Genomic DNA, 26,333 nt, shown 5'->3' with positions numbered 1-26,333 from the left:
GTCTTTCTCCTGTTGATTCAAATACGTGCTCTCAGAAAACCGCCAGGGCAACACCCATACCCACCAATAGCGCCATCAGGTAATCGGGATTTGACCCGCGGCCAATGCGGTGAAGATCATTCAGGATGACGGGTGTCATGCAGATCAGGTAGGCGTACCACGGAAAGCTGGTGTCCATGATGCCGAACCAGGGTTTCAGGATCAGGTAGCTGGCCACGGCACCTATGCCGGCTCCGATTACCAGCAAGGTCCGGGAGGCTTCTTCCGCGGCGATTTTTGCGAATACGAGGCCGGTGATGTTGATGATCAGGGGCGTAATGATGAACAGTCCGACCAGATAGGCGATGATGGCTTGCATGAGGTTTTCCTAAAAAAAGAATGCAGCAGGGCGGGCGCTGACGGGCAGCACCATGCTGGCGCGGGGTTCGCGCTGGGTGGATTCAGGGGGGAATGAAGGCCGTCTACGTTGACGGTGCAGAGGGCTGGCGCCTGGCGGGCTGCACCAGGGCGACATCCAGTACATCGCGCAGATCCACCTGCTGCTCCTGTGCCGGCGCGGTCTCCAGCTGCAGCTGCCAGCCATCGTGCCGGATGCGCAGCTGGGTGGGCGTGCCACTGATGATGGGAGGAGGTGCGCCTTCCGTCGTTTTCAGCGTGATGCGCAATGGCTGTTCGCGCAGCAGGCCATCGATCAGCGTGGTGAATGTCAGGTCTGACAGCTCCGGCACGCCTGGCATCTCGATGGCGATCTTCTTGTCCAGGCGGTGCATGGGGTACTCAGTCTCGAACAGCATGCGCTTGAGCATGTCCCGCATGGGCCAGACGAACGGCCCCAGCAGCTGCGGCGCGATCTTCTCGACCATGTTGTTCAGCGTCAGGAAGGCATAGGCCTGCGCCGGCTTGAGCCAGATGCCGGGCAGCATGCGGCTGGGCACGCCAAAGCCTTGTTCGGGATCGATATGGTAGGTGCCGGTATCCCGGTTCCAGACGATGGGCGTGTTCATCTGGCTGCGCATCAGCTCCAGGTCCCGGTGGATGGTGGCACGCGAGACTTCCAGATCGGCCATGAGCTGGGCCAGGGTCACGCCGGTGGCCCGGCTCATCAGGGCCTGGATGCGGGAAAGACGGACGGAACGTTCCATGTCAGGCAGCGGCCTCCAGCAGAAAGGTGTGGGCGTGGGCTTTCATCGTATTGTCGTGCAAGTCGAGCACCGGACGGATGCTGTCGTTGTCGTCGCGCTGATAGCCGCCGGCCAGGTTCCAGGCTACCGGCAGGCCGAGTTCGCGGCAGGTGGCAAACACGATCTGGTCGCGGCGCAGCATCTGCGCCGTCGTCAGGTAGCCGCCCAGCGGATCATCGATATGGCTGTCGGCACCGGCCTGGTAGATCAGCAGGTCGCAATCGGCAAACCGCTGCCGGATATCCTGCGCCAGCTGGTCAAGAAAAGCCTCGGCCCGGTGCTGGCTGACGCTGCGGCTATCGTGCACCACGACCTGGCCCAGGCCGCGCTTCTGGATGATATCGGCCGTGCCATTGCCCCAGTGCATGTCCAGGTCGAGGATGCCGACCTTTGCCGCCTTGCCGGTTATCAGCAGATCCAGCGCCGCCACCATCAGGCCGTTGAAGGTGCAGAAACCACCGCCAAAGTCGTAGCCGGCATGGTGAAAGCCGGAGCAGGGTGCCACCGCTGCCGTGCGGTTGTGCAGCGCGGCCAGGCAGGCATCGATCATGGCGCCGCAGGTGTAGGGCAGCGATGCCGCAACCTGGGGCGAGTGGTTGCCAAAGCCGTTCTGGATACTGCCGTCCAGCACGCCCTGGACATACCAGCGCTCATGGGCGCGCTCCAGCTGGGTGCGGCTGGCGGGCGTCGGCGGCAGGATCTGCAGCGGCAGACCGAGTGCCTGCCACGATTGCACGACCTCAGTTGGCTTGCCAGCGCTGGGCGAAAAACCCATGGAATCGGCCACCATTTGTTCGGAATAGAAAACGGGAATCTGCATGAAAACCTCCTGTCAACGTGATGGCTGTCATGCTAGGGAGCCCGAGTCTCATGGCGTGAGATACCCCCGGATCGTGTTGCAAGTGCTGACGGATGCGGCCAACAGCTGCCTTGAAAGCGGCAGCGCCTTGCTCCATATGTACAGCCAGATTGAACACAAGCCGTGGAGACCCTCATGCATCTCATCTGCCCCCAATGCCAGGCCAAGAACCGCGTGGCCGAATCCGATCTGGCCAAGGAACTGAACTGTGGCCGCTGCCAGACAAACCTGCTGCCGCAGCAGCCCGTGGCGCTGACCGATGCCAGCTTCCAGCGCTATACCAGCGGCACTGAACTGCCGGTGGTGGTGGATTTCTGGGCGCCCTGGTGCGGCCCCTGCCGCATGATGGCGCCACAGTTCGAACAGGCGGCGCAGGCCATGCAGGGCCAGGCTATCTTTGCCAAGCTTGATACCGAAGCCAACCCGCAGACCGGCACCGCGCTGGGCATTCGCAGCATTCCCACGCTGGCGGTGTATGTGGGCGGGCGCGAAGTGGCGCGCAAGTCTGGCGCCATGCCGGCGGCAGACTTGCAGCGCTGGGTGCAGCAGGTGCTGGCCGGGCAGGCCTGAGAGCCTCTGGTGCCTGACAGGCCATCGAAATATAATCAAATATATAACGATGCGGAGTCCACCCGGAATCTGCCTTGCCAGGAGCTGTCCATGTCCGCTACCGCTTCCCCGGAAAACCTGTTGCGTCATGGCCTGACGCGTGTTCTGTCAGATGCGCAGTCGGGTGAGTTGCCGCTGTTTGTCTGGACGCAGGGCCTGCCCCAGGACGAATTGCTGGCCGTGGTGCGTTTCTGCCTGCCACGACTGGGCGCAGTACAGCCGATGCCCGCCGCTGAGTATCGACACCTGCAACAACAGGTACCACCCGACGTGGCGGTGCTGGCCTCCCTGTTGCAGCCGCAGCAACCGACGCATGCACCACAGGTGGCCGCCGGCTGGCTGGCACAGATGCTGGCGTGCCTGATCTGTTGCGACAGTCGCGACTGGTGGCAGGGGCTGGGTCTGCGTCAGCCCGCTGACGAGATGCGCCTGCTGCAGCACTATCTGCCGGATTTTGCCCCGCAGCAGGTAGCGCAAGGGCGTGGCCGACAGGCGCTTGTGCAGGCTTGGGTCATGGCAGGTGGCCATCACGCACTGGCACGCCGCGCATGATGGAACCCTTCTTGCTGCATCCGATTGGCACCATCCACACGCCGTTCCGGCAGGCCGTCAATACACCGATCCAGCCGCTGGCAGCTGAAGGCGTGCGCGGCCATATCGATCTGTTGCCGGAGTATGCCGACGGGCTGAAGGATATCGAGGGCTTCAGCCACCTGACCCTGGTCTACCAGTTCCACCAGATCCGCACACCGGCACTGCGTGTGGTGCCGTTCATGGATACCGAGGAACATGGCATTTTTGCCACCCGCTCGCCCAAGCGGCCGAACCGCATCGGACTGAGCACGGTGCGGCTGCTGGAGGTGCAGGGCTGTCGCCTGCTGATCGATCAGGTGGACATGCTGGACGGCTCGCCGCTACTGGATATCAAGCCGTTCTACCCGCGCTATGACAACCGTGCTCCAGAGGGGGTGCGCATTGGCTGGCTGGCGCGCAATGAAAATCCGCCGTTGACGCAGCTGCGCGCAGACCGGCGTTTCGAGGACTGAGGCGGGCGACTTAGCCCAGCAGCTTGCCGCGGATGCCCTGGAAGCGCTTCAGGATCTGGCGCGTGCGCTCGGGCGGGAAGTGGCTCTGGAAGGCTGCGCACCCCGGCAGATAGCCAGTCCATGCGCAGCACCTGGTTGTTGAACCAGCGGAAGATCTCCATGCCGTCACCCTTGCAGAGGATTTATTGTTTCAATACTTGTTTGAATTTTAAATCAACTGCAGGCGAAGTAAAGCGGCGTGGCGCAGGGCGGCACGCCTCCGGTGCATGGCATCAGGCCTTGGCCTCGGGGGCCGGGCCAAACAGGCGCGGCGTGAGCTTGACATACCAGGCGGCGGCCTGCACCTGCACGATGTAGGCGAGTGCAATCAGCAGCGCGGCATCGGCACCGGCAGCGCCAAATACGCCCATGGCAATTGCCAGCGCAATCGACAGGTTGCGCATCACCGTGCCATAGACCAGTGCGATGCCGTCACCGCGCGCAAACAGGCGCTTGCCGATGACGGTGCTGAGCACGAAGTTGATGGCGTACATGACCAGCAGCGGCAGGAAGTAGGCCGGTACCAGGGCCGGATCGGAGACGATGTCACGCGCCTTCAGCGCCATGGAGACGAACACGATGCCGATCACGCCCAGCGTGGACCAGGGCGGGAACTTCTGCTTGATCTTCTGGTGGAAGGCCTGCTCGCCATGGCGGCCAATCAGCCAGCGTTGCGTCAGCAGGCCGAGCAGGAGCGGCAGGAACACGATCAGGGCAATCTGGGTGAAGACTTGCAGCAGCGGGATCTCGACTGTGGCACCGAGCAGCAGTTTCAGGTAGATCGGTGTCAGCAGCGAACCGGCAAGCAGGCCGAGTACCGTCATCTGCACCGCGGCCGGGACGTTGCCCTTGGCAAAGCCGGTCCAGGAAATCGTCATGCCGGAGGTGGGCAGCAGGGAGGTCAGCAGCAGGGCCAGGCGCGCCATCGGCTGGTCGGCAAAGAACAGCAGGCCCAGGCCATAGCCAATCGCCGGCATCAGGATAAAGTTGATCAGCATGGCGGTGAGCTGCAGCTTGCCGGAATCCATGCGTACCAGGGCGCGTGCCTGGAAGCTGACCATCATCGGATATACCATCAGGAAGGTCAGCGGCAGGATGGCATCGCGCAGGAAGCTGGCATTGGTGGCCAGGCCGAACAGCAGCCCCAGCAGCATGGAGATCGGGATGCTCCAGACCAGGTTTTTCTGCATCCAGTTGAGCAAGTTGGACATGTGGCGCTCCGGGAACAGTCAAAAAAGCGAACCTGATCCGGGGACGAGGTTCGCTGCAGGTTGTGGGCGAGGGGATCAGAAGCCCAGGGTGTGCATGCCCGGCTTGACCAGGTGGGCTGCCACGTCAGCCGGTTTGGCCGGCGTCACGCCGTCGATCAGCTCGGACGGCTGCTTGCCGGTGTTGGGCAGGTAGAGCGCGCAGACTTCGACCTTGGCACCGTTCTTGATCAGGCCCTGCAGCAATTGCTGCGGCGTGACGTTGTTCGGCTTGAGGGCGGGCATCTGCTGGCCTTTCAGGGCGATGTCGCCGGCAGCATCGCACAGCAGCACGCGCACGGAGTGCTTTTGCGCCTGGGCTTGCGTGGCCAGGACCAGGCCGGCACCCTGGGCCATGGGCTGGCCGGAGTGAATGTTGACGAGCAGCTCTTCGGCCTGGGCGGCAGTGCCCAGGGCCAGCAGGCCGGCGGCGAGGGTGGCGGTCAGGATCTTGGTCATGCGGGTCTCCTTGCAGCATGGGTGGAATAATCCATGCATTTTAATATCGAAAGATATAAAGTGTGCAGCGATGCCGCATGACCCGCAAGCGAGCTCAGGCCACGCGATAGGCGGTCGAGGTGAACAGCGCCAGCGCGTTGCCCAGTCCGTCGGTGACCATGACTTCGTAGTGGGCGAACTTGCGCGTGCCGCCAACGCGCTTGGCGGTGGCGATCAGCTGCTTGTCCTTGGCCGCGGCCATGTAGCGGATCTCGGCCTGCAAGCCGATAAAGCTGCCTTCACCGGCATTGCAGGCCGAGGCAAAGGCGAAATCGGCCAGCGAGAAGATCACGCCGCCATGGACGCCACCGAGGATGTTGGTGTGCTCTGGCGTGATGTCCATGCGGAAGATGGCCTGCTCGAAGCTGCTTTCCAGCTGTTGGGCTCCGAGGACGAGGGCGAAACGGTCTTGGGCGATGGGGGTCAAGTGAAGCTCCTGTGCAATAAGGGATGTCTGGTCAAGCGTCTATCGTAGGCGATCAGGGCGTGGATGCGGCGGGGCGGCTGTCAGCCTGATCGTGTTAGGCTAGCGGCCTGATTCTTGGAGGAATTGACCGTGACTGCGCCTGTATCCCATTCCCCGCGCCCGCTGCCCGACGCGCTGCGCGATACCTTGCAACAGAGATTTGGCGAGCGTTGTTCGGCGTCCCTGGCGGTGCGCGAGCAGCATGGCCGTGACGAATCGCCGTTTGATGTGGACCCGCCCGAGCTGGTGGTGTTCTGTGAGTCCACCGAAGAAGTCGCCTTTGTCATGCAGCAGGCGCATGCGCATGCGGTGCCGGTGATTCCCTACGGGGCCGGCTCCTCGCTTGAAGGGCATCTGCTGGCAGTGCAGGGCGGCATCAGCCTGGATGTATCGCGCATGAACCGCGTGCTGCGCGTGAGCGAGGACGACCTGAGCGTGACCGTGCAGGCCGGCGTGACGCGTGAACAGCTCAACAGCGAGATCCGCCATACCGGGCTGTTCTTTCCGCTGGATCCGGGTGCCAACGCCAGCATTGGCGGCATGACGGCCACGCGTGCCAGCGGCACCAACGCGGTACGCTACGGCACCATGCGCGAGAACGTGCTGGCCCTGACGGTGGTCACGGCCGACGGCCGCATCGTGCGGACCGGCACGCATGCGCGCAAGTCCAGCGCCGGCTACGACCTGACGCGCCTGTTCGTCGGCAGCGAGGGCACGCTGGGCGTGATCACCGAAATCACGGTGCGTATCTACCCGCAGCCAGAGCATGTGGCGGCGGCCGTGGTGCAGTTCCCCACGGTGGCCGATGCCGTCAACACCACCATCCAGATCATCCAGCTGGGCGTGCCGATTGCGCGCTGCGAGCTGCTGGACGCCAATGCCGTGCGCGCCGTGAACCGTTACGACAAGCTGGAGCTGGCCGAATCGCCGATGCTGTTGATGGAGTTTCACGGCAGTGCCGCGGGCGTGCAGGAGCAGGCCGAGCTGGTGCAGGAGATTGCCGCCGGCCATGGCGGTAGCGCTTTCGAGTGGGCGCACCAGCCGGAGGAGCGCAGCCGCCTGTGGAAGGCGCGCCACAATGCGCTGTTTGCCGGCTTGCAACTCAAGCCTGGCAGCCGTGCCGTCACGACCGATACCTGCGTGCCGATTTCGCGCCTGGCCGAATGCGTGGTCGAGACGGCGCAGGAGGCCGATGCCTCGGGCCTGCCTTACATGGTGGTCGGCCACGTGGGCGACGGCAACTTCCACATGCTGTACCTGACCGATCCGGCTATTCCGGCCGAGCGCGAGCTGGCAGAATCGCTCAATCGCCGTCAGGCGCTGCGCGCCATTCGCGCTGGCGGCACCTGCACCGGCGAGCACGGCGTTGGCCTGCACAAGATGGAGCTGCTGCAGGAAGAAGCGGGAGATGCCGCGATTGACCTGATGCGCACGCTCAAGCAGGCGCTGGACCCGCGCAACATCCTGAACCCGGGCAAGATCTTCACGCTGTAAACAGCACGACCGGGGCTGGCCCGGTCGTTGCTGTGGTCGTGGCTGGCGATCAGGCCGACTGCTGTTCGCGCAGCGCCTGCAGGCGCGCGATCACTTGCGGATCAGGCTGCTTCACGGTGGCAATCGTGCCTTGGTAGATCAGGCCCTGGTTGCCGTCCAGCGTCAGCGTGTCGCCTTCGCGCAGTTGCAGCGCGCCGAGTTGCAGGCTGCGGCTGCCCATGTCAATGCTCAGTGTTTCGCAACCGACCAGGCAGACCTTGCCCAGCTGGCGTGCCACCACCGCGGCGTGCGAGGTGCGCGCGCCGTTGCGCGTGAGCAGGCCGACCGAGGTTTCCAGTGCGGCGATGTCGTGCGTTTCCGCATCGGGGCGCACCAGGATCACGGCCGCGCCTTCGGCAGCACGCTGCAGGGCGCGCGCGGTATCGAGCGCGATCTCGCCGCTGCAGACGCCGGAGCAGGCGCTGGCGGCCTGGCCGGCGGGCTGTGCCGGCGTGCCGCTGTCATCGGCCAGATGGCTGGTGGCCAAGTCCTCCGGCTGCAGCGCGGCGGTGCGCTCGAGGGCGGTGTCGGTATCAATCAGGCCTTCGGCATGCAGGTCCAGCGCGATGCGGGCAGTGGCCAGCGGCGTGCGCTTGCCGGAGCGCGCCTGCAGCAGGTGCAGCTCGCCTTCCTCCACGGTGAATTCGAAATCCTGCATGTCGGCAAAGATGTCTTCCAGCGCGTCAGTGGCCTGTTCCAGCGCCTGCCAGGCTTCCGGCAGCAGGTCGGCCATGACCTCGTGGCCATGCGCGTTGCGGCGGCCGGACACCACGTCCTCGCCCTGGGCATTGGCCAGGAAGTCGATCCACAGCAGCGGCTCGCCAGTACTCGGGTTGCGCGTGAAGCCGACGCCGGCGCCGGAGCGGCCACCGGCGTTGCCGAACACCATGCGCTGGATCGTCACGGCGGTACCCATGGCGGCATCGATGCCGTTCAGGCGGCGGTATTCGCGTGCCTTGTCGGCTTCCCACGAGGCAAATACCGCCTGCACTGCCTGCAGCAGCTGGGTGTGCACGTCCTGCGGGAAAGCGTGGCCGGCGTGCTGCTGGTAGAGCAGCAGAAAGCTCTGTGTCAGTTCGCGCAGCTCGCTGAAGTCCAGCTGGCGCTCGTCACGGCCCTGGGTCACGCGCTGCAGCTCGTTTTCGAACAGCGCGGCTGGCAGGCCTTCCACCACTTCGCCATAGCTGGCGACCAGGCGGCGGTAGGCGTCCCAGACTAGGCGCGGGTTCCCGGTCTGGCGCAGCAGGCCGGGCACGGTGGCATCGCACAGGCCGATGTTGAGCAGCGTTTCCATCATGCCGGGCATGGATACCGGCGCACCGGAGCGCACCGACACGATCAGCGGCTTGCGCGGATCGCCAAGCTTGAGGCCGGTGGCCTGTTCCAGCGCCGGCAGGCCGATCTCGCGCAGCGGTGTCTGGTACTGCTTGCGGTGGTGGGCAAAGTAGGTGCCGACGACCAGCGCCGCCGGTACCGGCAGGCCGGCCTGCGCCATGCGCAGCAGGTTGAAGGCCTTGGAGCCCATGCTGTCGCGGCCGGCGTCTTCGGCCAGGCTGTGTTCCAGCGTGCGGGAGGAATCGATCAGGTAGAAATGGTCAGGCCAGACGGTGGCCTGGGTGCTCAGGGGGGCGTTCATGCGTGGACTCCGGATTTCTCGAATGCCATCTGGCGCAGGGCGTAACCGGTCGCGACCAGCGCGTCGGAGGCCTTTTCCAGCGTGGTGGCCAGCTCGGTGGCCAGCTGCATCGCGGCAGGCTGGTCATGCAGCGTGATGACGATGGTGCGGCGCGCTTCGCGCAGCAGTTCGTCGCAGGTGCGCTCGGCGCGCAGCATGCGCCACAGGGTTTCCAGGAACACATCGCTGTCGCGGCTGTCCAGCTCCGGGTCCAGCAGGCGGCCAATCTCGATCGCCTTGACCAGATCTTGGATCGCTGCCAGCGTGGTGTCGGCCAGCTTGCCGACGGTGGCCTGCACGGCGGCCGGCAGCGGTGCCGGATGCAGCTGCACCAGGGTCCAGAGGAAGGCAGTTTCTTCCAGCGCGTCGGCCACGTCATCGGCCTGCAGCAGCAGCTGCACCACCGGCTTCCAGCGCGGCTGGCGCTCGGCGCGCTGGCGCGCCTGCACCACCAGGCCGTCGGCGCGATGCTCCCAGCGCTTGATGCGCGCCACCAGCTGGCTGCTGTCTTCCTCGCCTTGCGCGATCAGGTCGCACACGGTCTGCGCCAGCGCGTGGCAGTAGGCGGCATGTTCCGCCATCAGGTCGAATTCCAGATGGTGCTGGGCCAATGCGCGGCCCATCAGCAGGCGTGCCTTGTCCTCGATCACCGCCTGCGGCTGCTGTTCCAGCATCAGTGCGGTACACATGCGCATCAGCTCCAGCAGGAACTGGCGCGCGCCGGTTTCACCCAGCACGGTGTCGAGGCGGTCACCAAAGCGGAAGGCATCGCTGCCGACGGCTTCCATGGTGCTGTAGACCAGCTGCTCGCCGCCGGACATCAGCCAGCCCATGTGGCCATGGCCACGCGAGGAGGCGCGCTCCAGCAGGTCCACCGCCGTCGCCTTGTTGACAAACATCTGCAGGCGCTTGCGTGCGCGGTTCCAGTCGATCACGAACACGATGCGTGCCGCCACGTCTTCCAGGCCCTGCTCGAGTGCGGCATCGTCTTCGGCGTGCAGCGTGGCCTGGCCCACGGTATAGGGCTTGTTCTCGTTCATGCCCGGCGTCATCACCGATTCCGCCACTTCCCAGCTGAAACCGGCCTGTTCCAGCAGGCGCTGGAAGAACTTGAAGCGGATCACGTGCAGCTCGGAGTAGGTCAGGCGGATGCTGCGGCCTTCGACCGTGATCACCAGCACGTGGGCATCGTTGGTGCCGATGTCGTTCTGGATCAGCAGGCGCTCGCCGTCCCGCGTGACGGCGGTGTCCAGGCCCGGGTGGCCGAACTTGAGCGGCGCCGTGCGGTTCAGGCCGCGCATGAAGGCGCGCACCAGCGGGCGGTCTTCCGGCTGGATATGCCAGACGTGGGCGCCGTCCAGGTTCTCGGTGGCGATCGCGCTGGCCAGGCCGTTGATCTGCTTGTGCAGGTCCATCACCAGCAGGTGGAAGCTGTCGCCGGAGCTGCGGTCGCCATGCGTCAGGCTGTTCAGGTTGGCGGCGCTCAGGCCTTCGTCGTCATGGCGCGATGTCAGCCAGTCATGCCAGTGTTCGCGGCGCTTGCGGAAGGACTCGGCATCGGCCACCATGCCGCCGTCGGTGATCGGGCGGGCCATGGTTTCCAGGTCAGCGTCCAGCGCCTGCAGCAGCTGCGCCATGTTGGGCAGCACCAGCAGCTGGTCGTCCATGTAGGCATGGCGCACCAGATCCTGCGTCCAGCCGGTCTGGCCAAGGCCGGCACGCGCCAGTTCCTGGCTCCAGTTGATATTCGAGTCATCGGCCGTCAGGGCATGGCGCGAGGCGGCCTGCAACAGCGAGAGATAGAGCTTGAGCCGGTCATTGGCTGCCAGGGCAGCGGTGATCCAGGCGGGCATCAGCAGCGACTGCTGGCCGAGGGAGGCAACGGCTTTGTCTTTTTGCAAGGCGGGTGTCCTGTCTGTGAAAAGAGGGCAGCCGCTTGCATGGACGCGAAGCTGCCCGGGCGCTGCAAGCATTGTCCCGGGCCAGCATGAAAGTTCCGTGTCACGCCGGTGACATGGAGCGGGCCGGCTCGCGTGGGCCGGCCGTCGTTGGGCAGATTACTGCTTGAAGGCCTCGATCGTGGCCAGGATGCGCACGCTCTTGGGCATGCCAAAGTCCACGCCGTAGTTCATGCCCCACTGGGTGCGGTCGATTTCGGCTACGAAATCGCCACCGCAGGCTTCGGTCTTGGCCATCGGGTTGGGGTAGCAGTTGAACTGGTTGGCGTTGAAGGTGATCGGGTGGGTCTGGCCCAGCAGCGTCAGCTTGCCGGTCACGGCCTTGACCTTGTCGCCATCAAAAATGAAGTTGTCGGACACGAAACGGATGTCCGGGTGCTTCTCGGCGGCAAACAGGTCGTCGCTCTTCAGGTGGTCGTCAAAGGCCTTGGTGCCGGTGTTGATCGATGCCGCCTTGAAGGTGATGTCGATCTTGCCGGTCTTGCGGCGCTGGTCGAATTCCACCGTGCCGGACTTCTCGTCAAAACGGCCACGGTTCACCGAAGCGCCAAAATGGCCGATCTCGAACGTGGTGAAAGTGTGCATCGGGTCGATCGCGTAGGTAGCGGCCTGGGCCGGTGCAGTTGCGAGCAGGGGCAGGGCAGCCACGGCGGCCAGGGTGAGCAGTTTTTGCATGGGAATCTCCAGAGGGAATCAGGGGGACTGTGGGACTGTGAATAGAAATTGATTTCGTTTACTTTAACAACTGATGTGACGTAAATCACGCAACAGTCGTGTGTAAACGTAACTATTGGCGCCTGGCCGACAGTGCCAATACCCGGCCTCCGGGAGTAGCGCGGCTGTCATGGCCGGCACTTGTGCAGCGACTACAATGGCTTACATTGCACCCATGCCGGGTGCCAGTCCACGCCCATGAAAATCCTGATTTGTAACGACGACGGCTACCAGGCCACCGGCATCGAGGCCTTGCACGATGCCTTGCGCGACCTGGCGGATGTCGAGGTCATCGCCCCCGAATACAACAACAGCGCCAAGTCCAACGCGCTGACGCTGCATTCGCCGCTGTACGTGCAGCGCGCCGCCAATGGCTTCCGCTACATCAACGGCACGCCGGCCGACTGCGTGCATATCGCGCTCACCGGCCTGCTCGATGACCCGCCGGACCTGATCGTTTCCGGCATCAACAACGGTGCCAACATGGGCGACGACACTATCTATTCCGGCACCGTCGGCGCGGCGATGGAAGGCTATCTGTTCGGCATCCCGGCGATCGCGTTCTCGCAGGTCGAGCGCGGCTGGGGCCATCTCGATGCCGCGGCGCAGGCCGCGCGCCGGCTGGTGCAGCACATGATGCAGTTCCTGCCGGAAAAGCCCGGCACGGCTGATCCCTGGCTGCTCAACGTCAACATCCCCAACCTGCCGCTGGACGAGTTGAAGGGCTTCCGCCTGTCCCGCCTGGGTCGCCGCCATTCGGCCGAGAGCGTGATCGTGCAGCAGAACCCGCGCGGCGAGACCATGTACTGGATCGGTGCTGCCGGTGCCGCCAAGGACGATGCCGAAGGCACCGATTTCCACGCCACCACGCAAGGCCATATCGCCATCACGCCGCTCAAGGTGGACCTGACCGACCATGGCGCGCTGGGCTACTGGGCGCAGGCCTTTGCCGTGGGCGGACCGAAGCTGCACGATGGGGAGGGCGGCTAAAGTGGCTCGCCCGACTTTTCCGGCGCGCAACCAGTGGAATCCGGAAGCGCCGTCACCGGCAGCCTCCAGCCGTCCGGCAGCGCGGCTGCCGCTGGGCACTGGTCCGCTGGTGCCGACCCTGCCGCTGGATGCCACGCCACAGGAGCTGGCTGCGGCGCGCCAGGCACTGGCGGCACGCCGTCCGGCCCAGCCGCTCATGCCGCACATCGTGCAGGTGAGCCGTCCCGGCACCGTCGGCAGTTCTGGTACCGGCAATGCGGCGGCGATGCGCGCCCACATGGTGCAATCGTTGCAGCAATCCGGCCTGCACGATGGCCGCGTGGTACAGGCGCTGCTGGCGGTAGAGCGCCACTGCTTTGTCGATAGCGCGCTGTTCACCCAGGCCTATCTGGACACCAGCCTGCCGATCGGACTGCAACAGACGATTTCCAAGCCGAGCGTGGTGGCACGCATGATCGAACTGCTGCTGGCCAGCCCGGCGATGCGCGAGCAGGGGCCGCAGGCGCGGCTAGGCCGCGTGCTCGAAATCGGTACCGGCTGCGGCTACCAGGCCTGCGTGCTCGGCCAGGTCGCGACCGAGGTCTACAGCATCGAGCGACTCAAGGGCCTGCACGAGAAGGCGCGCGCCAACCTGCGCCCGTTCCGCATCCCGAATGTGCACCTGATCCTGGGCGATGGCATGATCGGTTACCCGTCCGGCGCACCCTATGCCGGGATCATTGCCGCTGCCGGTGGCGAGCATATCCCGCAGGCCTGGGTCGACCAGTTGGCCATGGGCGGACGCATTGTGGCGCCGGCCGCCATGGGCACCGGCCAGCAGGTGCTGGTGGTGTTGGACAAGACTGCTAACGGTTTGCAACAGGCTTTACTCGAACCAGTACTTTTTGTTCCCTTAAAATCGGGCATGGCCTGAATGCTGCGGCATCCGGGCTGTTCCGCCATTTCCTGTCCCGCCCTGCACCTGTCGATCCCTTTCCGGGCGGGATCATTCTGCTAGCTGTTACAAGGATTTTCCGCATGACCCGCACTTCAGCCCTTGCCCCCGACACCTGGCGCCACGCGCTGCGCATCACGGTGTGTGCTGGCATGGTGGCCCTGATTGCTGCCTGTGGCTCTTCTCCGCGAGCGCCTGTCGAAAACCGTTCCACGGGTGGCATCGTCCGTGTTGATCCGGCCACGCTGCCCGGTTACGAATTCCGCAACCAGCCCGGCTACTACTCGGTGCAGCCCGGCGACACCATCTACGGCATTGCCCGTACCCATGGCCGCAGCCCGCTCGACATCATGAGCTGGAACACCGCCTGGGTGCCGAACCCCAACCTGATCGAAGTCGGCCAGGTGCTGCGCGTGGATCCGCCGGCCGGTAGTGCGCCGGTGGTGACCAGCACCCCGCGCCGTCCGGCTGCCACGTCGGCGCCCAGCCGCCCGTCCGCCACCAGCACGGCAACTGCCGCAGCGGGCGAGATCGCGCTGTCCTGGCCCACGCAAAGCCGCAGCATCGTGACTCCGTTCGATTCCGTGAAGAACAAGGGCATCGGCATTGGCGGCAAGCAGGGCGATCCGGTGATGGCCGCTGCTGACGGCCAGGTGATCTACGCTGGCTCCGGCCTGCGCGGCTATGGCAACCTGGCCATCGTGCAGCACAACAAGACCTACCTGACGGTCTACGCCCACAACAGCAAGCTGCTGGTGCGCGAGAACCAGAACGTGAAGAAAGGCCAGACGATTGCTGAAATGGGCAATACCGATGCCGATCGCGTCAAGCTGCACTTTGAGGTGCGCCGCAACGGCCAGTCGGTCAACCCGACCAGCTATCTGCGTTGATCGCACCAGCGCCTGATCGCGCCTGACCCGCATCGCTTCTTGTGCCTGGCGCAAGAAGCGATTTTTGTTGCTAGCATGCTGCCCATGGAAACCACGCAAAACCCCGAATCCCCCGAAGCCTCCCAGGAACACGATGCCATCACGCAGTTGCGTGCGCAGTTTGGCCCACCGCCCGCAGGCGTGCAGCCCGACTGGCTGCTGGTACACGCCATGGACCTGGACGCCAAGGGCGTGGCGCGCCGCGATGACGGCAAGGTGATCTTTATCGATGGCGCATTGCCTTACGAATGGGTCAGTGCCACCAGCCACCGCAAGAAGAACAACTGGGAAGCCGCCACGCTGACGCGGATCCACAAGGAATCGCCGCAGCGCGCGCGTCCGGCCTGTCCGCACTTTGGCCTGCATGCTGGCGCCTGCGGCGGCTGCAAGATGCAGCACCTGGATCCGGCGGCGCAGGTGGCGATGAAGCAGCGCGTGCTGGAAGACAACCTCTGGCATCTGGGCAAGTGCACCGCCGGTCAGCTGCTGCGCCCGATCCACGGTCCGGACTGGGGCTACCGCTGGCGCGCACGCCTGTCGGTGCGCCATGTGGTCAAGAAGGGCCAGGTGCTGATCGGCTTCCACGAGCGCAAGAGCCGCTACATTGCCGACATGCAGAGCTGCGCCGTGCTGCCGCGCCATGTCAGTGACTTGCTGCTGCCGCTGCGCGCGCTGATTGCCAGCATGGATGCGCGCGACACCTGCCCGCAGATCGAACTGGCCTGTGGCGACCATGTCACGGCACTGGTGCTGCGCCATCTGGAGCCGCTGAGCCAGGGCGATCTGGACAAGCTGCACGCCTTTGCCGCCGAACATCCGGGCGTGCAATGGTGGCTGCAGCCCAAGGGGCCGGATACGGTGCACTGCATCAGCACCGATTCGCCGCAGCTCTCGTACAGTCTGCCGCAGTTCGGCATCACCATGCCGTTCCGTCCGACCGATTTCACCCAGGTCAACCCGCATATCAACCGCGTGCTGGTGAGCCAGGCGCTGCAGTGGCTGCAGGTGCAGCCCGATGAGCGCGTGATCGACTGGTTCTGTGGCCTGGGCAACTTCACGCTGCCGCTGGCGACGCAGGCGCGCGAGGTGTTCGGCATCGAGGGCAGCGAGGCGCTGGTGGCACGTTCGCGCGAGAACTATGCTGCCAACAACCCGAACGCCCATGGCCGCACGCTGGCGCCGACGCAGTTCGTGGCGCGCAACCTGTTCGAGATGACGCCGGAGATGCTGGTAGCCGACGGCGCTGCCGACAAGTGGCTGGTCGATCCGCCGCGTGAGGGCGCGTTTGCGCTGTCCAAGGCGCTGGCCGATATCCACCAGCAGCGCATTGGCCAGGCCGAAGCCGATGCGTATGTGGCACCCGCTGATTGGCAGCCGCCACGTCGCATCGTTTATGTGAGCTGCAACCCGGCGACGTTGGCACGCGATGCCGGTTTGCTGGTGCACCAGGCCGGCTACCGCCTGCGTGCGGCGGGCGTGGTCAACATGTTCCCGCACACCGCGCACGTGGAAAGCATGGCGGTGTTTGAGCGCGATGATGCGCGCTGGGGGCTGGCGCAGTAAGTGCTAGGGATCCGACCAGTCTGGATCGTTACAGCCCATCACCCACGAAAAAGCCCCGCAGAGCGGGGCTTTCGTCGTTCAGGCGGTCAGCTGATTAGTCGCTGCTGCCACCACCCAGGCCAAAGATGGCCAGGAAGCCCTGGAACACGTTGTAGATGTCCAGGTAGAGCGCCAGCGTGGCAGAGATGTAGTTGGTCTCGCCGCCGTCAATGATGCGCTTCAGGTCGTACAGGATGTAGAGGCTGAACACGCCGGTCATCAGCACGGACAGCGCCATCATCATCGGGCCGGAGCCAATGAAGATGTTGGCCAGCATGCCGAACAGGACGACCAAGGCACCGACGAACAGCCAGGAACCCATGCCGGACAGGTCACGCTTGATCACGGTGGACAGCGCTGCCATCACGCCGAACACGCCGGCGGTACTGGCGAAGGCGCTCATCACGATGCCGGCACCGTTGCCCATGCCCAGCACGGCACCCAGGATGCGCGACAGCATCAGGCCCATGAAGAAGGTGAAGCCCAGCAGCACCGGCACGCCGGCAGCGGAGTTCTTGGTCTTCTCGATGGCGTACATGAAGCCGAAGGCGCCGCCGAAGAACAGCATCAGGCTCAGGCCGGTGCCCAGGCCGGACACGATGCCGGTGCTGACACCGATCCAGGCGCCGATGACAGTCGGGATCATGCTCAGTGCGAGCAGCCAGAAAGTGTTGCGCAGCACGCGGTTGCGCTGTACGGGGGTGATCGAAGCGCGGCCCCAGCTGGGGGAGTGCAATCGGTCGTTCATGGGCGGGTAGCTCCTGTAGTAATGAAAGGTCAGGTGGTCTTTGGGCCCACCATGATGATTTGGATGTGGGCCAAAGCTTGCAGTTCACTGCAAGATGCGAATCATTGTAAACAAGTATGTCGCATTCCGATGACGGAGAGATGTATCCGTCAGTTCAGGTCTGTAGAGCCACTGATGCCGATATGCGACTGGTGGCTGGACAGGCCGCTGCGGCTATAGCCCGTGGAGCGGCTGCTGCCGACGCTGATATCGGCCAGGCCATAGGCCTGCACACCGCTGCCGGAAACGCCCGAGGTATTGGTCGAGCGCACGCCGGCGCAGGCCGAGAGCAGGGACACGGCGCTGATCGCCAGAATGGCAGCCGCCGTGGTGCGGAATCGGGAAGAAGAGATGTGAATCATGCGTAGTACTCCTTGCATACAAGGGTAACGCAAGCCGGTCTGCTGCAGCTGTAGCGAATCGTGAGCGAAGGTAAATGGTGGGCTGGGCTACTTGGTCAGGATCAGCTTGCCCTGGCGCGTCGCTTGCAGCTGGTAGGTGACGCCGCGGTGCACGATGGTGATGCTGCGCTGACCGCGCATCAGCTGCTCGCTCGGGATCGCTGGCGGCGCGGCTGCTGGCGTGCCGTCCGTGGCTGCCGCCGGAGTCGGGGCGGCAGCGGGCGGGCGAGGCTCGTCCGACGCCATCATCGCTGTGGCTCCGTGACGAAGCCGACCTGGCTCAGTCCGGCCTGCTGGGCCGCGGCCAGGGTCTGGGCCACGGCCTCATAGCGCACATTGCGATCGGCCTGCAACTGCAGCTGCGGTTGTGGCCGTTGCGTGGCGGCGGCCTGCAGGCGCGGCTGCAGTTCGCTGGCTGGCAGCGCCTGGCCGTTCCAGAACAGCGCGCCCTGGGCATCGATACCGAGCTGGATCGCATCGGGCTTGCGCTGTTCGGGTTCGCTGCTGGCTTGCGGCAGCGACAGGGGTACGGCGTGGTTCAGCACCGGCACGGTGATGATGAAGACGATCAGCAGCACCAGCATCACGTCCACCAGCGGGGTCATGTTGATCTCGTTCATCACGTCGGTGTCATCCGATTCGAAAGAAGAAAATGCCATGGGAAGACTCCTTGCGCTGCGGCTCAGTGGCTGTCCGGGGCGGTCTGCACGCGCGAGCCGGTCACCAGCCAGGCGTGCAGGTCATGGGCGAAGCGGTGCATGCGCTGGCCGACGCGCTTGTTGCCGCGCAGCAGGAAGTTGTAGCCGAGCACCGCCGGAATCGCTACCGCCAGGCCCATGGCGGTCATGACCAGTGCCTCGCCGATCGGGCCGGCGACCTTGTCGATCGAGGCCGAGCCGGAGCTGCTGATGCCCATCAGCGCGTGGTAAATGCCCCAGACCGTGCCGAACAGGCCGACAAACGGCGCGGTGGAACCAATGGAGGCGAGGATCGCGAGGCCGGATTGCAGGCGTGCCTGGCTGCCGTCCAGGCTGCTGCGCAGGTTCATGTGGATCCAGTCGCTGAGGCTGAGGCTGCTGTGCAGCTCGTTGTCACTCTGTTCGTGGTGTTTCTTGGCCTCCTTGCCCTGCAGCGCAAGTTGGCGGAACGGACTGCTGTTGCCGCCGAGCTGGTCCAGGCCTTCGGCCAGGCTGGCGCTGTGCCAGAACTGGTCGGTGCGGCTGGCGAGGCGGTTGTGGCGCCACAGGTCCCAGGCCTTGATCAGGATCACGGCCCAGGTGGCGACCGACATGAGCAGCAGGATCAGCGCCGTGGTGCGGGTGACCCAGTCGCCCTGTGTCCAGAGCAGGGCCAGGTCCATGGAGGAGCTAGAGGGAATCGACATGGTGAAAAAACCTTTGGATGAAGAAAGGGAAAAACAGGGGGAATCAGCGATTGAGGCGGAAGGCGATCGGGACTGTCACGGCCATGGCAGTGGCTTCGCCGTTGCGCTTGCCGGGCACGAAGCGCCAGCGGCGTACCGTTTCCAGTGCCGACTGGTCCAGCTCCGGGTAGCCGCTGGATTGGCGCAGCGTCACGTCCTGGGCGTTGCCCTTGGCATCAACCATTACGCGCAGCAGCACGGTGCCGGTATCGCCGTTGCGCTTGCTGGCGGGTGGGTAGGGCGGCTTGGGGTTGTGCAGGTAGCTGGCGCGGGTGCTGGGCAGCACGACTTCGGCTGGGGCCTTGTCCTGGCTGCTCGGGCCCGGGCTGGTGTTCGTGGCTGGCGCTGGCTTGGCGGCGGGTGCGGTACTTTCAGCGGCCGGGCTGGGCTGGGTTGGTGCAGCCGCTGCGGTCATGCGCGGTAGCGGGTTCGGCGCTGGCTTGTTGCTGACCGGTTGCGGGGCAGGCTTGGGCTGGGGCCGTGGCTCTGGCCTGGGCAGCGGTTTGGCGACCGGTGGCTTTGCTGGCTCTGGCGCGGCAACGAGCTCCGGCTGCGGGGCAGCCTGCAGCGGAGCCGGTGTCAGCAGTTGCACCGTCAGTGGCGTGGGTGGCTCCGGCGGCGTCGGGCGCGTGGCGTTCAGGCTGGCCAGCAAGGCTGCATGGGCGAGCAGGACAGCGGCCACGATGGCGCCATCGCGCCAGGCCGGCGTGAAACGGGGGGAAGACAGGATCAGGGTGCTCATGGGGCAGGGTGGCGGTTCAACGCTGTGACACCAGCCAGGCGCAGGGCGCCACCACGGCAAGCGACAGAATCAGGCTCCAGATCATGGAAACAAGTCTCATTCAAATTAAAGAAGTGCATTATAAATAGAAATGATTCTCAATCAATAAAAAGATGGGAGGGTTGGATGCTGGCGACGTGCGGGCAGCCGCACAGCAGCATGGCGGCCTCGAATTCATCGCGCAGCAACCGCAGAACATGGGCGACGCCGCGCGCACCGGCATTGGCCAGACCAAAGACTTGTGGCCGTCCGAGCAGGGCGGCATCGGCACCCAGCGCCAGCGCCTTGAACAAGTCGGTGCCACGGCGGATGCCGCCATCGACCAGCACGGGGAAGCCACTGCCCACTGCCTGGCGTACCCGCGGCAGCAGGGTGGCGGTAGCGGGCATGGTGTCCAGCGTGCGGCCGCCATGGTTGCTGACGATCAGGCCGGCCACCCCCAGCGTCTGCGCCAGGCGTGCATCGTCCGGGTGCGTGATGCCCTTGAGCAGCAGCGGCAGCGCGGTCTGGTCCAGCAGCCAGCGTACATCGTCCCAGGTGGGTGCGCTGCTGGCCAGGCCCTGGCACAGGCCGGCGCCGGGCTGATGCACGGCTGCGGGCAGGTGGGCGGAACGGATCTCCGGCGGCCACTGCAGCGGATGGCGCCGTTCGGCATCGCGGATGCCTTGCACCGGTGCATCGACTGTCAGTACCAACGCCTGGCAGCCGGTGGCTTCGGCGCGGCGCAGCAGCGCCAGCGTGTCGGCGCGATCGGGCTGGAGGTAGAGCTGGAACCAGAGCGGCGGTGCCAACGCTGGTTCGTGCTGCAGAATGGCGGCCACCTGTTCCACCGGCGTGTTCGAGAGCGTGCTCAGCACCATGCCGGTCTGGCTGACCTGGGCGGCAAAGGCGGTGGCGATCTCGCCATCGGGATGGGCCAGCCGCTGGTGCGCGACCGGTGCCAGTAGCAGCGGCCAGTCCAGCGTCTGGCCCAGCAGGGGCGTGCGCGTGTGGCTGTCCTGCATCGATGCCAGCACGCGCGGTGCCAGCTGCAGCCGTGACCAGGCCGCACGGTTCTCGGCATCGGTCAGGCCATCGGCAGCGGCACCGGTGAAGAAGGCCAGGCGGTCCGGACCCAGCCATTGTTCGGCATGGCGCTGGTGCGCATCGAGCGAAACCAGACCGGGCGGCAACGGATCGAGGCGGGGCGGCTGCATCAGGTTTCGGCCCACAGGCGCAGCAGGTTGTGATAAGTGCCGGTGAGCTGCGTGGTCTCGGCCGATTCGCCATGCTGCTGGCGCAGGCGCGTCAGCGCCATATCCAGTTCGTAGAGCAGGCGGCGCTGTTCGTCACTGCGCACCAGGCTTTGCAGCCAGAAGAAGCAGCCGATGCGCTCGCCCTGCGTTACCGGCAGGACCTGGTGCAGGCTGCTGGAGGGATAGATCACAGCGCTGCCGGCGGCCAGCTTGATGCGCTGCTCGCCAAAGGTATCGGCAATCTGCAGTTCGCCGCCCGTGTAGCTGGCGGGATCGTTCAGGAATACGGTGCAGGAGACATCCGACCGTACATAACCGTCCGGGCCGCGCAGCACGGCATTGTCGTAATGCGGGCCGTAGTATTCGCCCGGGCCATGGCGGTTGACGCGTGGCGGGAAGATCCGGTGCGGCAGCGCGGCGCTGAAGAACAGCGGGTGCTGGTGCAGCGCCCCCAGCACGATCTCGCGGATGCGCTGCGAGGCCGCGCTGTCGGGTGCCAGTTGCTGGTTGCGCTTGATCTGGCGCGCCACCACGCCGGCGCTGTGGCTGCCGTCGCGCCAGTCGGCATCGTGCAGCAGCACCTGGCGGATTTCGGCAAGTTGGCTGGCATCCAGCACGGAATCAATTGTCAACAGCATGGCGGGACAAGGGAAGAAGACCGGCGACTGCAGGCAGCGCCGGTCGAGTGGCGGAAATCAGAACTGGTGTTTCAGCGTCAGCTGAACGCGACGCGGCTGGCCCGGGCCGTAGAAGCCGCGATACAGGGTGTCGGCGTAGAGCTCGTCGGTCAGGTTGCTGACGTTGAGCTTGAGTGCGGTGGCATCGGTAAAGCTGTATTCGGCCATGGCATCCCAGGTCACGAAGCTGTCGGCCTTGACGGCGCGGCTGCCATCCGGATGCTGGCTGCTGCGGTAGTTGGCACCGGCCCCCAGGCGCAGCTTGGGCAGCACGCGGTAGGTGGTCCAGAGGCTGCCACTGTGTTTGGGCGTCAGGCCCGGGCGATCGCCTTCGACCTGGGCACCACCGCCGTTGGCGGCCAGCACCTGGTTGCTCTTGTCGATCTTCGCCGTCGGAATCCAGGTGTGGTTCCAGAACACTTCCCACTTGGGCGTCAGGCGGCCGGCAGCGTTGAATTCCATGCCCATGGCGTGGCGCTTGCCGGACAGCAGGTACTGTTCGGCGGCGCTATCCGGGTCCTGGTTGCGCTCGTTGTACTTCTCGGAATAGAAGGCGGCTGCCCCCAGCGACAGGCGCTGGTCCAGCACGTCCCACTTGCCGCCAATCTCGAAGTTGCGCGACTTCTCGGCTGGCGTGTTGGCCAGCTTGCGGTTGGCATCTGAGGTCGGGTTGGGCGCAAACTGGTAGGCATCGCCCGAGGTGTTGTACGAGGTGCCGTAGGACAGGTAGTAGGACGACAAGTCATTCGGCTGGTACAGCAGGCCCAGGCGCGGACTGAGCAGGGTTTCGCTCTTGTCGAAGCTGTAGGCGTCCGCAGTGGCAGTAGCCGCCGTGTTGTAGCTGCCCTTGAAATGGTCCAGGCGCAGGCCGGCAATGGCCTTCCAGTGATCGTTCAGTGCCACCGTGTCCTGTACGTAGACGCCGATATTCTTCGATTGGAAGGTGTTGTAGACTGGCTCGCCGCGCAGGTCCGGGCGCCAGTCGCCATTGTTGGGCTGGCCGACGGTGGTCGTCAGACCGCTCGCAGCACCAGGAAAGTTGTTGTTGCGTTTGGCATCTTCGTGGTACAGGTCGATGCCGGCCAGCAGCTTGTGCTCGCGGCCGCCCCAGTGGAATGTATTGCTGTAATCGCTCTGGAACTGCGTCACGTCGCTGCGACCGACACGGCCCTTGGGTGTGCGGGTAATGGTAGTGTCCGGGCCAAAATTCTCGATCGTGGTGGGTTGGCCGTTGGTCTCGCCCAGGCGGATCACGCTGGCCCACAGGTCGCGCTCATAGCGGCCATGACGCAGCTGCGATTTCAGCTCGCCACCATCGTCAAAGCGATGCGTGTGCTGCAGCGTGCCATAGGTGGCCTGGGTGTTCAGCTTGTCGCTGTCCAGGCCGTAAAAGCTTTTTGCTTCCAGCGTCGGAATGATGGTGCCGGAGCGATTGGCGGGGTCGCTCAGGTACCACGGATGGCTGTAGCTGGAGCGGCCTTTGGTATCCAGGTGGTACAGGCCCACGGAGAACTCGTTCCTGGTGCCGATGCCCCAGCGGAAGGTCGGTGCCACGCCCCACTTGTCCTGCTCGGCGCCCCAGTTGTCGGCTTCCTGCTTCATCACGTTCAGGCGGAAGGCGGCATCGTCGCCAGTCTGCCAGTTGAAGTCGCCCTGGATGCGCTTTTCATCGCCGCTGCCCACGGTGGCGCTGACCTCGTGCTGGGTCATCAGGAAGGGCTGCTTGCTGACCTGGTTGATCACGCCGCCGGTCGAGCCCTTGCCGAACAGCATCGAGGCCGATCCCTTGATCACTTCCACGCGGTCCTCGTTGAAGGTGTCGCGTTCGTACAGGCTGCCATCACGCAGGCCGTCGCGGTAGATGTCACCGGCGGTGCCGAGCGAGAAGCCGCGCAGGCGCACATCTTCCTCGCCGGTCTCGCCAGCCAGGAAAGTCACGCCGGCAGTGGTGCGCAGCACTTCGCGGAAATCATCCAGGTTGCGGTCGCTGATGAGCTTTTCCGTCATCACGGTGACGCTTTGCGGAATGTCGCGCAGCGCCTGGTCGCCCTTGCCGATCTGGGTGCGCGTGGCGCGCAGATCGACCTTGCTGGCGGGCGTGACCAGGGTGTCGGTCACTTCCACCGTGTCCAGGATGGTCTCGCCACCGTCGATCACGGGCTGGGCCAGTGCCGAAGCGCTGACCGATCCCATCAGCAGGGCAGCGCCCAGCGGCAGGATGCGGGAAGTAGAAGAGGAAACAGGGGTGTCGGCAGGAGAAAGTGGTCGTGCAGATGGAGTCATGGCCAGATAAACAGAGGTGAAAAACACATGCTGGCTATGTCTGCATCAACCGTCCTGGAGAGGGTGCGCCAGAGGCGGGACAGATGGCAGTGTGGCTTGCAGGAACGTCAGTCCAGATGCTGACGAACCCGCATTGTACACAAATGAGAATTGTTATCGTTACTTTTCTTGCGATTGTTGACGCGCTGCAACATCAGCTCCAGCGTTGCAGCAAGGCCAGCAGTTTCTCGATGCGCGGGCCGTAGGGCGGATACAGCAGGCGCGTGCCGCTCCAGCGCGATTGCAGGAAGACTGGCTTCTCGTGGCTGAAGCGGCGGAAGCTCCAGACGCCGCGATAGGCGCCCTGGCCACTCGGGCCAATGCCGCCAAACGGCTGATGCAGCTGCGCCACCTGCCAGATGCAGTCGTTGATGCCGACGCTGCCGGCATGGGTTTCGCGCAGCAGCTGCTGTTGCGCCTGCCGGTCCTGGCCAAACCAGTACAGCGCCAGCGGGCGAGGCTGCTGGCGCAGCTGCTGCAGCACCTGCTCCGGCTGGTCGTACACCAGCACCGGCAGGATCGGGCCGAAGATCTCCTCCTGCATCAGGCGCAGGTCGGGTGCCGGTTGCAGCACCAGGCTCGGTCCGAGCAGGCGGCGCTGCATGTCGGTCTCGGCCAGTACCTCGATCTGGCAGCCGGCGTCGTGCGCTTCTTGCAGCAGGCTGATCTGGCGCTGGAACTGGCGCGCATTGATGATGGCGCAGTAGTCCGGATTGGCCGGCAGGCCGGGGTAGAGCGCCTGCACGGCTTCGCGGTAGTGCGATACAAACGATGCCAGCTGCGAACGATGCACCAGCACATGGTCCGGTGCGACGCAGGTCTGGCCGGCATTCAGCAGCTTGCCGTGCGCGATGCGGCGTGCCGCCTCCGCCATGTCGGCCGACAGGTCGATCAGCGCCGGCGACTTGCCACCCAGTTCCAGCGTCACCGGTACCAGCTGGCTGGCCGCCGCTTCGGCCACCTGGCGGCCCACCTGGGTGGAGCCGGTAAACATCAGGTGGTCAAACGGCAGCGCGACAAAGGCGCGGCCGACATCGGCATCTCCTGTCACCACGGCCAGTTCGGCCGGGTCAAACAGGCGTGCCACCGCTTGTTGCAGTGCTTCGGCAAAGCGCGGCGTCGATTCGGAGGGCTTGATCATCACCCGGTTGCCGGCGGCCAGCGCGCCTATCGCCGGCGACAGCGCCAGCTGCAGCGGGTAGTTCCAGGGCGAGACGATGCCGACTACGCCGAGCGGCTGCGGCAGCAGGCGGTTGCCGGCCGGCCAGAAGGCCCAGCCGGTGCGCACGCGGCGCATGCGCATCCAGCGGCCCAGTCGCTGGCGGGCATGGCGCAACTCCTGCTGCAGTACCAGCAGCTCGGCCATGCGCGTCTGTACCATGCTGCGCTGGCCAAAATCGGCACAAATCGCTTCGGCCAGGGATTCGCCCTGCAGTTCCAGCAGGCGCTGCAGCCGCGCCAGGCGATCCTGGCGCTGTGCGTGCGAGGGGTAGGGTTGGACCAGCGCGGCATCGCGCTGCAACTGCAGCAGCTGCTGCAGTCCGGCATCAGGTGGGGGGGTGGACATCAGACCTCCAGCCAGACACTGCCGCTTTCGGCAGTGGCCAGCATGATCTCGTCGAGCGCACGGTCGAGCCCGGCCGCCAGCGCGGCAGCGGCCAGTTCCGGGCGGTTGTTGCGTTCGCTCAGGTGAGCGGCTAGCACATGGCCGAGCCGGTCGTGCTTGAGCAGGCGTGCCAGTTCACCGGCAGCCGCATTGCTCAGATGGCCATAGGCTCCCGCCACGCGCGCTTTCAGGAATCGGGGATAACGGGATGCTTCGAGCATAGCCGGATCGTGGTTGCTTTCGAGTAACAGCGCGTGACACTGTTGCAGCATCTGTACCACGTGGATGCTGGCATGGCCGAGGTCGGTCACCAGGCCCATGCGGCGGTCGCCGTCGCTGCAGACCAGTTGCAGTGGCTCGCGCGCATCGTGTGGCACGGTGAACGGCTGCAGCTCCATCGCGCCAAAATCGATCGGTTCGCCGTCGCGCGCAAAGCGGATCAGCTCCGAGAGCGATTCCGGCTGGCCGACGGCGGCGTGGGTGCCGCGGCTCATCCAGACCGGAATACGATGCCGCGCGGCAAAGCCAGGCGCGCAGCCGATATGGTCGCTGTGCTCATGCGTGATGAAGATGCCGCTGAGCTGCTCCGGCTCCACGCCGGCCTGCTGCAGCCGCGCCGTGAGCTGGCGCTGCGGCATGCCGCAATCGACCAGCAGGCGGCTGACGGAAATGCCTTCGCGTGCTTCGATCAGGGTGGCATTGCCAGCGCTGCCGCTGCCCAGGCTCTTGAATCGGATACTCATGGAATCGTGCCAAGCCAGCCTCCAAAAGCAAGCGCCCGCTCAGGAGGCGGGCGTTGCAGGAGGGCTGGCGGATCAGGC

General features: G+C 65.1%; 28 protein-coding genes. 8 read left to right on the top strand and 20 right to left on the bottom strand.

Annotated features, from left to right (window positions below):
- Window positions 1-31 precede the first annotated feature (31 nt).
- From V1261_RS02500 to V1261_RS02490, 3 genes are all read right to left on the bottom strand, one after another.
- Complete coding sequence (locus V1261_RS02500) at window positions 32-358, bottom strand: hypothetical protein (protein WP_329769864.1); 327 nt, start codon at window positions 356-358, stop codon at window positions 32-34.
- Between the two features lie 103 nt (window positions 359-461).
- A complete protein-coding gene (locus V1261_RS02495; protein ID WP_329769863.1) occupies window positions 462-1,142 on the bottom strand; it encodes a helix-turn-helix transcriptional regulator in 681 nt (226 codons plus the stop codon).
- A gap of 1 nt (window position 1,143) precedes the next feature.
- The gene (locus V1261_RS02490; RefSeq protein WP_329769862.1) at window positions 1,144-2,001 is read right to left on the bottom strand and encodes an arginase family protein; all 858 of its coding nucleotides are present in this window, start codon (window positions 1,999-2,001) and stop codon (window positions 1,144-1,146) included.
- Between the two features lie 174 nt (window positions 2,002-2,175).
- Here V1261_RS02490 and trxC point away from each other — a divergent pair, with 174 nt between their 5' ends.
- From trxC to tsaA, 3 genes are all read left to right on the top strand, one after another.
- Window positions 2,176-2,610 carry a thioredoxin TrxC gene (trxC, locus tag V1261_RS02485; RefSeq protein ID WP_436231778.1) on the top strand — a complete coding sequence of 145 codons (435 nt, stop codon included), beginning with the start codon at window positions 2,176-2,178 and terminating at the stop codon, window positions 2,608-2,610.
- A 90-nt stretch (window positions 2,611-2,700) separates the two neighbouring features.
- Window positions 2,701-3,201, top strand: coding sequence for a nitrogen fixation protein NifQ (locus tag V1261_RS02480; protein ID WP_329769860.1), 501 nt, complete (start codon window positions 2,701-2,703; stop codon window positions 3,199-3,201).
- Window positions 3,198-3,695 carry a tRNA (N6-threonylcarbamoyladenosine(37)-N6)-methyltransferase TrmO gene (tsaA, locus tag V1261_RS02475; protein WP_329769859.1) on the top strand — a complete coding sequence of 166 codons (498 nt, stop codon included), beginning with the start codon at window positions 3,198-3,200 and terminating at the stop codon, window positions 3,693-3,695. The genes V1261_RS02480 and tsaA overlap by 4 nt, the downstream gene beginning before the upstream one ends.
- A gap of 272 nt (window positions 3,696-3,967) precedes the next feature.
- Here tsaA and V1261_RS02470 read toward each other — a convergent pair whose 3' ends face one another.
- The 3 genes from V1261_RS02470 to V1261_RS02460 all read right to left on the bottom strand — a co-directional run bounded on the left by V1261_RS02470 (window position 3,968) and on the right by V1261_RS02460 (window position 5,906).
- Window positions 3,968-4,945, bottom strand: coding sequence for an arsenic resistance protein (locus V1261_RS02470; protein ID WP_329769858.1), 978 nt, complete (start codon window positions 4,943-4,945; stop codon window positions 3,968-3,970).
- A gap of 75 nt (window positions 4,946-5,020) precedes the next feature.
- Complete coding sequence (locus V1261_RS02465) at window positions 5,021-5,440, bottom strand: DsrE family protein (RefSeq protein ID WP_329769857.1); 420 nt, start codon at window positions 5,438-5,440, stop codon at window positions 5,021-5,023.
- 94 nt (window positions 5,441-5,534) lie between these two features.
- Entirely contained in the window at window positions 5,535-5,906 is a 372-nt protein-coding gene (locus V1261_RS02460) for a PaaI family thioesterase (protein ID WP_329769856.1), read from the bottom strand.
- A 129-nt stretch (window positions 5,907-6,035) separates the two neighbouring features.
- Here V1261_RS02460 and V1261_RS02455 point away from each other — a divergent pair, with 129 nt between their 5' ends.
- Window positions 6,036-7,439 (top strand): FAD-binding oxidoreductase, encoded by a 1,404-nt coding sequence (locus tag V1261_RS02455; protein ID WP_329769855.1) that lies wholly within the window; start codon window positions 6,036-6,038, stop codon window positions 7,437-7,439.
- Window positions 7,440-7,488: 49 nt separating this feature from the next.
- On the opposite strand, the gene V1261_RS02450 is transcribed toward V1261_RS02455, so the two are convergent.
- From V1261_RS02450 to V1261_RS02440, 3 genes are all read right to left on the bottom strand, one after another.
- Window positions 7,489-9,114, bottom strand: a complete 1,626-nt coding sequence (locus V1261_RS02450) for a PEP/pyruvate-binding domain-containing protein (RefSeq protein WP_329769854.1) — start codon at window positions 9,112-9,114, stop codon at window positions 7,489-7,491.
- Window positions 9,111-11,054 carry a DUF47 family protein gene (locus tag V1261_RS02445; protein ID WP_329769853.1) on the bottom strand — a complete coding sequence of 648 codons (1,944 nt, stop codon included), beginning with the start codon at window positions 11,052-11,054 and terminating at the stop codon, window positions 9,111-9,113. Before V1261_RS02445 ends, V1261_RS02450 begins: the two co-directional genes overlap by 4 nt.
- 156 nt (window positions 11,055-11,210) lie before the next feature.
- Entirely contained in the window at window positions 11,211-11,786 is a 576-nt protein-coding gene (locus V1261_RS02440) for a YceI family protein (protein ID WP_329769852.1), read from the bottom strand.
- A 237-nt stretch (window positions 11,787-12,023) separates the two neighbouring features.
- On the opposite strand from V1261_RS02440, the gene surE reads away from it, so the two are divergent.
- From surE to rlmD, 4 genes are all read left to right on the top strand, one after another.
- Window positions 12,024-12,815, top strand: a complete 792-nt coding sequence (surE, locus tag V1261_RS02435; RefSeq protein WP_329769851.1) for a 5'/3'-nucleotidase SurE — start codon at window positions 12,024-12,026, stop codon at window positions 12,813-12,815.
- Window positions 12,799-13,728, top strand: coding sequence for a protein-L-isoaspartate(D-aspartate) O-methyltransferase (locus tag V1261_RS02430; protein ID WP_436231779.1), 930 nt, complete (start codon window positions 12,799-12,801; stop codon window positions 13,726-13,728). Before surE ends, V1261_RS02430 begins: the two co-directional genes overlap by 17 nt.
- A 104-nt stretch (window positions 13,729-13,832) precedes the next feature.
- A complete protein-coding gene (locus tag V1261_RS02425) occupies window positions 13,833-14,639 on the top strand; it encodes a peptidoglycan DD-metalloendopeptidase family protein (RefSeq protein WP_329769850.1) in 807 nt (268 codons plus the stop codon).
- Window positions 14,640-14,714: 75 nt separating this feature from the next.
- The gene (rlmD, locus tag V1261_RS02420; protein ID WP_329769849.1) at window positions 14,715-16,241 is read left to right on the top strand and encodes a 23S rRNA (uracil(1939)-C(5))-methyltransferase RlmD; all 1,527 of its coding nucleotides are present in this window, start codon (window positions 14,715-14,717) and stop codon (window positions 16,239-16,241) included.
- Between the two features lie 94 nt (window positions 16,242-16,335).
- Here rlmD and V1261_RS02415 read toward each other — a convergent pair whose 3' ends face one another.
- The 11 genes from V1261_RS02415 to V1261_RS02365 form a co-directional block, all read right to left on the bottom strand.
- The gene (locus tag V1261_RS02415; RefSeq protein WP_329769848.1) at window positions 16,336-17,028 is read right to left on the bottom strand and encodes a Bax inhibitor-1 family protein; all 693 of its coding nucleotides are present in this window, start codon (window positions 17,026-17,028) and stop codon (window positions 16,336-16,338) included.
- A 149-nt stretch (window positions 17,029-17,177) separates the two neighbouring features.
- Window positions 17,178-17,429 (bottom strand): hypothetical protein, encoded by a 252-nt coding sequence (locus V1261_RS02410; protein ID WP_329769847.1) that lies wholly within the window; start codon window positions 17,427-17,429, stop codon window positions 17,178-17,180.
- A gap of 87 nt (window positions 17,430-17,516) precedes the next feature.
- The gene (locus V1261_RS02405) at window positions 17,517-17,717 is read right to left on the bottom strand and encodes a hemin uptake protein HemP (RefSeq protein ID WP_329769846.1); all 201 of its coding nucleotides are present in this window, start codon (window positions 17,715-17,717) and stop codon (window positions 17,517-17,519) included.
- Window positions 17,714-18,127, bottom strand: coding sequence for an ExbD/TolR family protein (locus V1261_RS02400; protein WP_329769845.1), 414 nt, complete (start codon window positions 18,125-18,127; stop codon window positions 17,714-17,716). The genes V1261_RS02405 and V1261_RS02400 overlap by 4 nt, the downstream gene beginning before the upstream one ends.
- Before the next feature lie 23 nt (window positions 18,128-18,150).
- Window positions 18,151-18,852, bottom strand: coding sequence for a MotA/TolQ/ExbB proton channel family protein (locus tag V1261_RS02395; RefSeq protein WP_329769844.1), 702 nt, complete (start codon window positions 18,850-18,852; stop codon window positions 18,151-18,153).
- A gap of 43 nt (window positions 18,853-18,895) precedes the next feature.
- Window positions 18,896-19,633, bottom strand: coding sequence for an energy transducer TonB (locus V1261_RS02390; RefSeq protein WP_329769843.1), 738 nt, complete (start codon window positions 19,631-19,633; stop codon window positions 18,896-18,898).
- A gap of 137 nt (window positions 19,634-19,770) precedes the next feature.
- Entirely contained in the window at window positions 19,771-20,868 is a 1,098-nt protein-coding gene (locus tag V1261_RS02385) for an alpha-hydroxy acid oxidase (protein WP_329769842.1), read from the bottom strand.
- Window positions 20,868-21,545, bottom strand: a complete 678-nt coding sequence (locus tag V1261_RS02380) for a Fe2+-dependent dioxygenase (RefSeq protein ID WP_329769841.1) — start codon at window positions 21,543-21,545, stop codon at window positions 20,868-20,870. Before V1261_RS02380 ends, V1261_RS02385 begins: the two co-directional genes overlap by 1 nt.
- A gap of 57 nt (window positions 21,546-21,602) precedes the next feature.
- A complete protein-coding gene (locus V1261_RS02375; RefSeq protein WP_436231780.1) occupies window positions 21,603-23,867 on the bottom strand; it encodes a TonB-dependent receptor in 2,265 nt (754 codons plus the stop codon).
- A gap of 193 nt (window positions 23,868-24,060) precedes the next feature.
- A complete protein-coding gene (locus V1261_RS02370; protein WP_329769840.1) occupies window positions 24,061-25,473 on the bottom strand; it encodes a coniferyl aldehyde dehydrogenase in 1,413 nt (470 codons plus the stop codon).
- On the bottom strand, window positions 25,473-26,255 hold the full coding sequence (locus V1261_RS02365; protein WP_329769839.1) for an MBL fold metallo-hydrolase: 783 nt from the start codon (window positions 26,253-26,255) through the stop codon (window positions 25,473-25,475). Before V1261_RS02365 ends, V1261_RS02370 begins: the two co-directional genes overlap by 1 nt.
- Window positions 26,256-26,333: the final 78 nt, after the last annotated feature.

The sequence above is a fragment of the Brachymonas sp. J145 genome, from assembly GCF_036312245.1.
In the GTDB taxonomy this organism is placed as follows: domain Bacteria; phylum Pseudomonadota; class Gammaproteobacteria; order Burkholderiales; family Burkholderiaceae_C; genus Brachymonas; species Brachymonas wangyanguii.
This window is presented reverse-complemented; position numbering and strand designations above follow the sequence as displayed.